Origin of the sequence: Bacillus salitolerans, assembly GCF_042680805.1 — a bacterium.
GTDB classification, from domain to species: domain Bacteria; phylum Bacillota; class Bacilli; order Bacillales; family SA4; genus Bacillus_CJ; species Bacillus_CJ salitolerans.
In genome coordinates, this window is record NZ_JBHUEM010000013.1 from 51335 (window position 1) to 57801 (window position 6467).

General features: G+C 37.1%; 8 protein-coding genes and 1 rRNA gene. All 9 read left to right on the forward strand.

What is annotated here, in order from left to right; all coding sequences use genetic code 11:
• Positions 1-6 precede the first annotated feature (6 nt).
• Entirely contained in the window at positions 7-609 is a 603-nt protein-coding gene (pabA, locus tag ACFSCX_RS10140) for an aminodeoxychorismate/anthranilate synthase component II (protein ID WP_377928111.1), read from the forward strand.
• Complete coding sequence (gene pabC, locus ACFSCX_RS10145; RefSeq protein WP_377928112.1) at positions 594-1472, forward strand: aminodeoxychorismate lyase; 879 nt, start codon at positions 594-596, stop codon at positions 1470-1472. Before pabA ends, pabC begins: the two co-directional genes overlap by 16 nt.
• The gene (folP, locus tag ACFSCX_RS10150; protein ID WP_377928120.1) at positions 1465-2313 is read left to right on the forward strand and encodes a dihydropteroate synthase; all 849 of its coding nucleotides are present in this window, start codon (positions 1465-1467) and stop codon (positions 2311-2313) included. Before pabC ends, folP begins: the two co-directional genes overlap by 8 nt.
• Positions 2306-2668: a dihydroneopterin aldolase gene (gene folB / locus ACFSCX_RS10155; RefSeq protein ID WP_377928113.1), complete on the forward strand. Its 363-nt coding sequence runs from the start codon at positions 2306-2308 to the stop codon at positions 2666-2668. The genes folP and folB overlap by 8 nt, the downstream gene beginning before the upstream one ends.
• The gene (folK, locus tag ACFSCX_RS10160; RefSeq protein WP_377928115.1) at positions 2665-3183 is read left to right on the forward strand and encodes a 2-amino-4-hydroxy-6-hydroxymethyldihydropteridine diphosphokinase; all 519 of its coding nucleotides are present in this window, start codon (positions 2665-2667) and stop codon (positions 3181-3183) included. Before folB ends, folK begins: the two co-directional genes overlap by 4 nt.
• Positions 3135-3344 carry a helix-turn-helix domain-containing protein gene (locus ACFSCX_RS10165; protein ID WP_377928116.1) on the forward strand — a complete coding sequence of 70 codons (210 nt, stop codon included), beginning with the start codon at positions 3135-3137 and terminating at the stop codon, positions 3342-3344. Before folK ends, ACFSCX_RS10165 begins: the two co-directional genes overlap by 49 nt.
• Positions 3345-3362: 18 nt before the next feature.
• Positions 3363-4364: a tRNA dihydrouridine synthase DusB gene (dusB, locus tag ACFSCX_RS10170; protein WP_377928117.1), complete on the forward strand. Its 1002-nt coding sequence runs from the start codon at positions 3363-3365 to the stop codon at positions 4362-4364.
• A gap of 123 nt (positions 4365-4487) precedes the next feature.
• Positions 4488-5990, forward strand: coding sequence for a lysine--tRNA ligase (gene lysS, locus ACFSCX_RS10175; RefSeq protein WP_377928118.1), 1503 nt, complete (start codon positions 4488-4490; stop codon positions 5988-5990).
• A 373-nt stretch (positions 5991-6363) separates the two neighbouring features.
• Positions 6364-6467, forward strand: a 16S ribosomal RNA gene (locus tag ACFSCX_RS10180); the annotation flags it as partial.

Genomic DNA, 6467 nt, shown 5'->3' on the forward strand with positions numbered 1-6467 from the left:
GTGTAGATGATTTTAATGATTGATAATTATGATTCGTTTACGTTTAATCTGGTTCAGTATTTAGGAGAATTAGGACAAGAACTAGTCGTAAAGAGGAATGACCAAATATCGATTTTAGAAATTGAAGAATTAAACCCATCATATTTAATGATTTCACCTGGACCATGTAGTCCGAACGAGGCTGGAATAAGTATGGAAGCAATAAAAGCATTTGCAGGTAAAATCCCAATATTTGGTGTATGTTTAGGTCACCAATCCATTGCGCAAGTATTTGGAGGGGACGTAATTAGAGCTGAGAGATTAATGCACGGTAAAACCTCAGCTATGTATCATGATAACAAGACGATTTTCAATGGTCTAGATCAACCGTTCATAGCAACAAGGTATCATTCTCTCATTGTTAAACGTGAAACCTTACCAGAATGCTTTGAAATTTCTGCATGGACAGAAGAGGATGAAATTATGGCCATTCGTCACAAGACATTGCCAATTGAAGGGGTCCAATTCCATCCAGAATCCATCATGACATCGGTCGGTAAAGAGCTTTTAAAGAATTTTATTGAAGTATATGGAGGAAATTATAAAAAAGAATCATGTACATCCATTTAAACGGGCAAATTGTTGAGGAAAAAGAAGCATCATTATCAGTGTTTGATCATGGATTTATGTATGGCCTTGGACTATTTGAAACCTTTCGAGTATATCAGGGCCATCCTTTTTTACTTCATGATCATTTAGATCGTCTTCGTTCAGGATTAAATGAACTAAATATTAGGTGGGAGTTTTCTAATCAGCAAATCCTCTCCTTTGTACAAAAATTACTCGAAGTAAATGGACTAGAAGACGCTTATGTCAGGTTAAATGTCTCAGCTGGTGTTGGTGGAATAGGTTTAATGACTGACGTATATGAAGAACCGACTACCATCATATACATAAAACCAATTCCCTCCATGTTAGACTCCAAAAAAGGCGTTATATTAAATATCCCACGAAATACACCCGAGGGATCGTACCGGCTTAAATCACATCACTATTTAAATAACATTCTTGCCAAACGGGAGTTAGGTCCAGATCCTTCTTTAGAAGGAGTCTTTTTAACGGCTGATGGAAAAGTAGCTGAAGGGATAGTTTCTAATATTTTTTGGGTATGTGACAACATTTTGTATACTCCAAGTGTTGATACTGGTATTTTAAATGGGATCACAAGACAATTTATTATCAAGCTACTAAAGGCAAATGGTGTGTCGATTGTAGAAGGGAAGTATGACCTAAATAATCTATACAATAGTACCGAGGTTTTTGTGACTAACTCCATTCAAGAGATCGTACCTATTAGCGGTATAGGTAATCTTCTCTTTAAAGGTAAAAATGGGGAAATAACACAGAAATTGCAAAGAGAATATAATAATATGAAGCGATTGCTATTTACGATGGACGATTATGTGGGAAGGTTTGATATAGGTGATGACTGATAAAGCAAAAGAAAAGCTTGCATTTGGAAGATGGAACCTTAACATTCAAGACAAGACGCTTATAATGGGCATCTTAAATGTTACTCCAGACTCTTTTTCAGATGGAGGGAATTATTCACAACCCTCAAATGCTGTTAACCATGCTAAAAAAATGATCGAAAACGGTGCTGACATTATTGATATAGGTGGAGAATCAACGAGACCTGGTGCTACAAAAGTAGAGCTTGAAGAAGAGGTTAGAAGGACAATTCCAATCATTAAGGCTTTATCAAAAGAAGTTAATGCACCAATCTCCATTGATACATATAAGGCAGAAGTAGCAAAACAAGCAATTGAAGCGGGTGCTCATATCATAAATGATGTTTGGGGAGCGAAAGCAGATCCTTACATGGCGAAGGTTGCAGCCCATTATGAAGTCCCAATAATCCTCATGCATAATCGTCATAATCGGAATTATACACATTTAATAAATAATATGATTGATGATTTAATGGAGAGTGTTTCGATTGCTAAATCGGCTGGAGTAAAAGATGAGAATATTATCTTAGATCCTGGTATTGGCTTTGCAAAAACGTTTGAAATGAATATTGAGGTCATGCGAAATTTAGACCAAATTGTAGCTATAGGGTACCCTGTTTTACTTGGAACGTCTAGAAAATCGTTTATCGGACAGATCTTGGATTTACCTGAACAGGAACGGATGGAAGGCACTGGTGCTACGGTGTGTCTAGGTATCCAAAAAGGATGTCATATCGTTCGGGTACATGATGTACTGTCTATGGCTCGCATGTCTAAAGTCATGGATGTGCTTGTCGGTAAGGGAGTGAACATACGTGGATAAAATTAGACTACAACAAATGTTGTTTTACGGTTACCATGGGGTTTTACAAGAGGAAACAAAGCTGGGTCAACGCTTCATTGTAGATTTAGCACTTTCTCTTGATTTATCAAAGGCTGGCAAAAGTGATGATCTAAATGATACGGTAAATTATTTTGAAGTATATAATCTTTGCAGAGAAATTGTTGAAGGTGAACCGAAACAACTTATTGAAGCTGTCGCAGAGCAAATTTGTGAGGAGGTTCTTAATAGGTTTATGCCCATTCAAGAATGTCACATCAAATTTATTAAACCTGACCCACCGATTCCAGGATATTACCAATCAGTTAGTGTCGAGCTTACAAGGAGAAAAACATGAATCTTGTCTATATTGGATTAGGAACTAATATGGGAGCTCGTTCCCATCATTTGAAATTGGCCATTGAGCAAATGTTGTTGCATCGTAAAATTAAGCTTGTCGATTATTCTTCTATTTATGAAACGGAACCAGTGGGATATGTGGATCAAGATTCATTCCTAAATATGGTCATCTCAATTTCTACCAACTTGACAGCGGAGGAAATCCTTCATATTATACAAGAGATTGAACTTTTACTTGGTAGGAAAAGGGAGATTAAATGGGGTCCAAGGACTTTAGACCTTGACATTTTGCTTTTTAACCAACAAAATATTATGACGGAAGACTTAATCGTACCTCATCCTAGGATGCATGAACGGTCATTCGTTTTGATTCCACTATATGAAATAGATCCTAACCTTGAATGGGATGGATATTCTATAAAGGATAGATTACTTGATCGAAAAGATAGAGAAGGTGTTCAAATATGGAAGCAGAAAAATGGGGAAGACGTATTCGAGCTTTTCGAAAACTAAAAGGCTATACACAAGAAAGTTTCGCAAAAGACTTGGGCATTTCTGTTTCTATTCTAGGTGAGATTGAACGTGGAAATCGTATGCCAAATGAGGATATTCTTGCTGGAATGGCAAGTATTCTTAATATAACGGTTGAAGAGCTCGCGCCGAAAGAAGAATAATTATAAGGAGGTAGGACCATGCTTAAAATCGGAGATATTCAAATGAAAAACCCTGTAGTTCTAGCGCCGATGGCCGGAGTGTGTAATGCAGCCTTCCGATTAACGGTAAAGGAGTTTGGAGCTGGATTAGTTTGCGCTGAAATGGTAAGTGATAAAGCGATCCTTTACAAAAATGCGAAAACTATGGGAATGTTATATATAGATGAACGTGAAAAACCACTAAGCCTTCAAATTTTTGGAGGAGAAAAAGAAACGTTAGTGGAAGCTGCTAAATTTGTTGATAAAAACACAACTGCAGATATTATTGATATAAATATGGGCTGTCCTGTGCCTAAAATCACTAAATGTGATGCAGGAGCCAAATGGCTACTAGACCCTAATAAAATTTATGAAATGGTATCAGCTGTAGTGGATGCTGTTGACAAGCCTGTAACAGTAAAAATGCGCATGGGTTGGGACTCAGATCATATTTATGCGGTAGATAATGCCCGTGCGGTAGAGCGTGCTGGTGGTAAGGCTGTAGCTCTTCATGGTCGTACAAGAGCACAAATGTACGAAGGTACTGCAAATTGGGACATCATTAAAGAAGTAAAGCAATCTGTGTCTATTCCGGTTATTGGAAATGGGGATGTACAAACTCCACAAGATGCAAAGCGTATGCTTGAAGAAACAGGTGTTGATGGAGTGATGATAGGTCGTGCTGCACTCGGAAACCCATGGATGATCTATCAAACAGTAAAATACCTTGAAACAGGTGTTTTAATAGACGAACCATCTGTAAGAGAAAAAATCGATGTATGTATGCTCCATTTAGATCGTTTAATCGACTTAAAAGGAGAGAAGGTAGCTGTAAGAGAAATGAGAAAGCATGCTGCTTGGTATTTAAAAGGTATTCGTGGAAATGCAAAAGTAAGAAACGGTGTTAATGATTGTAATACACGTGAGGATCTAACTACATTATTAACACAATTAGTTGAAGAGGTAGAAGCCAAGGAAGAAACTAAAGTTCAAGTCGGCTAATACGTTTGACTTCCATTTCATACTAACCTATAATACCCATAAAGAAGATTACTCACTGCCAGTATTATACTGGCAGTTTTATTCATTTATAAATAATAACCAAAATGGTTTGGAGTGAGAAAAATGAGTTTTGAGGAATTAAATGACCAGCTGCAAGTAAGAAGAGAAAAGTTACATAAGCTACGTGAAAAAGGATTGGACCCATTCGGAAAAAGGTTTGATCGTACACATACATCTAAAGAACTTTTATCACTTTACGGTGAAATTTCTAAAGAAGAGCTAGATGAACAAACGATAGAAGTATCTATTGCGGGACGTATCATGACGAAAAGAGGAAAAGGAAAGGCTGGATTTACCCATATCCAAGACTTAACTGGTCAGATTCAGTTATATATCCGACAAGATGCCGTTGGTGAGGAAGCGTATGAAATTTTTGATACAGCAGATTTAGGAGATATTGTTGGAGTCACAGGAACTGTATTTAAAACAAAAGTAGGGGAATTATCGATTAAGGTTACTACATTTGAATTACTGACGAAATCTTTGAAGCCACTTCCTGAGAAATACCATGGTTTAAAAGATGTTGAACAAAGATATAGACAGCGATACTTAGATCTAATCATGAATATGGAAAGCCGTGAGACATTTATTACTAGAAGTAAAATCATTCAATCTATGAGAAGATATTTAGATGGACAAGGCTACCTTGAAGTAGAAACCCCAACGATGCATACAATTGCAGGGGGGGCATCGGCTAGACCGTTCATTACTCATCATAATGCTTTAGATATGACTCTTTATATGCGTATTGCCATCGAATTACACTTAAAACGTTTAATTGTTGGTGGTCTGGAAAAGGTCTATGAAATTGGTCGTGTTTTCCGTAACGAAGGTATATCTACAAGACACAATCCTGAATTTACAATGCTTGAACTTTACGCTGCATATGCAGATTTTCAAGATATTATGACACTCACAGAAAATGTAATAGCGCATATCGCTAAGGAAGTATTAGGAACAACAACTGTACAATATGGAGATCACACTGTAAATCTTGAACCAAATTGGAAGAGACTACACATGGTTGATGCCGTTAAGGAATATACGGGTGTTGATTTCTGGAATGAAATGAGCGTTGAGGATGCAAGACAATTAGCGAAAGAACATAATGTTGAAATTACCGAGCATATGCTATACGGACATATTGTGAACGAGTTCTTCGAGCAAAAGGTAGAAGAACATTTAATACAGCCGACATTCATTTATGGACATCCTGTTGAAATTTCACCACTTGCAAAGAAGAACCCTGATGATCCTCGCTTTACTGATCGTTTTGAGTTATTCATTGTTGCAAGGGAACATGCAAATGCCTTCACTGAATTAAATGATCCGATTGATCAAAGAGAGCGTTTTGAAGCTCAATTAAAAGAGAAGGAACAAGGAAATGACGAAGCACACGAAATGGATGAAGACTTTATCGAAGCATTAATGTATGGAATGCCTCCAACTGGAGGGCTTGGGATCGGGATTGACCGCCTAGTTATGTTATTAACAAACGCTCCATCTATTAGAGATGTACTATTATTCCCGCAAATGAGACATAGAGAAACGAATAAAGCTGAATAAGAAAAAGTAGCCTGTAAATGTTGCAGGCTACTTTTTCTTTCCTTACAAAAACTTCCTGTTGAATCTATCTATTTTGAATGGTATATTAATATTCGTTGTCACGAAAAACAGAAAGTTGAAGGTAAAAACACTTCAGAAAAAACTTTCAAAAAAACGTTGACGCGGAATTTTGAACATGATATATTGATAAAGTCGCTTTTGAGCGATGAAACGAAATGGTCGTTGACCAGACGAGTTCTTTGAAAACTAAACAAAACGTCAAGCGTGTTGGTTTTATAGACCAACAAGGTTATTACACGCAAGTGAATATAACCAATAGTTTTTAAAATCTACTATAGTAGATTGTCGGTGTTTTTGAGCAATCAAACATCTTTTTTTGGAGAGTTTGATCCTGGCTCAGGACGAACGCTGGCGGCGTGCCTAATACATGCAAGTCGAGCGGAGTTTTAAAAGCTTGCTTTTGAAACTCAGCGGCGG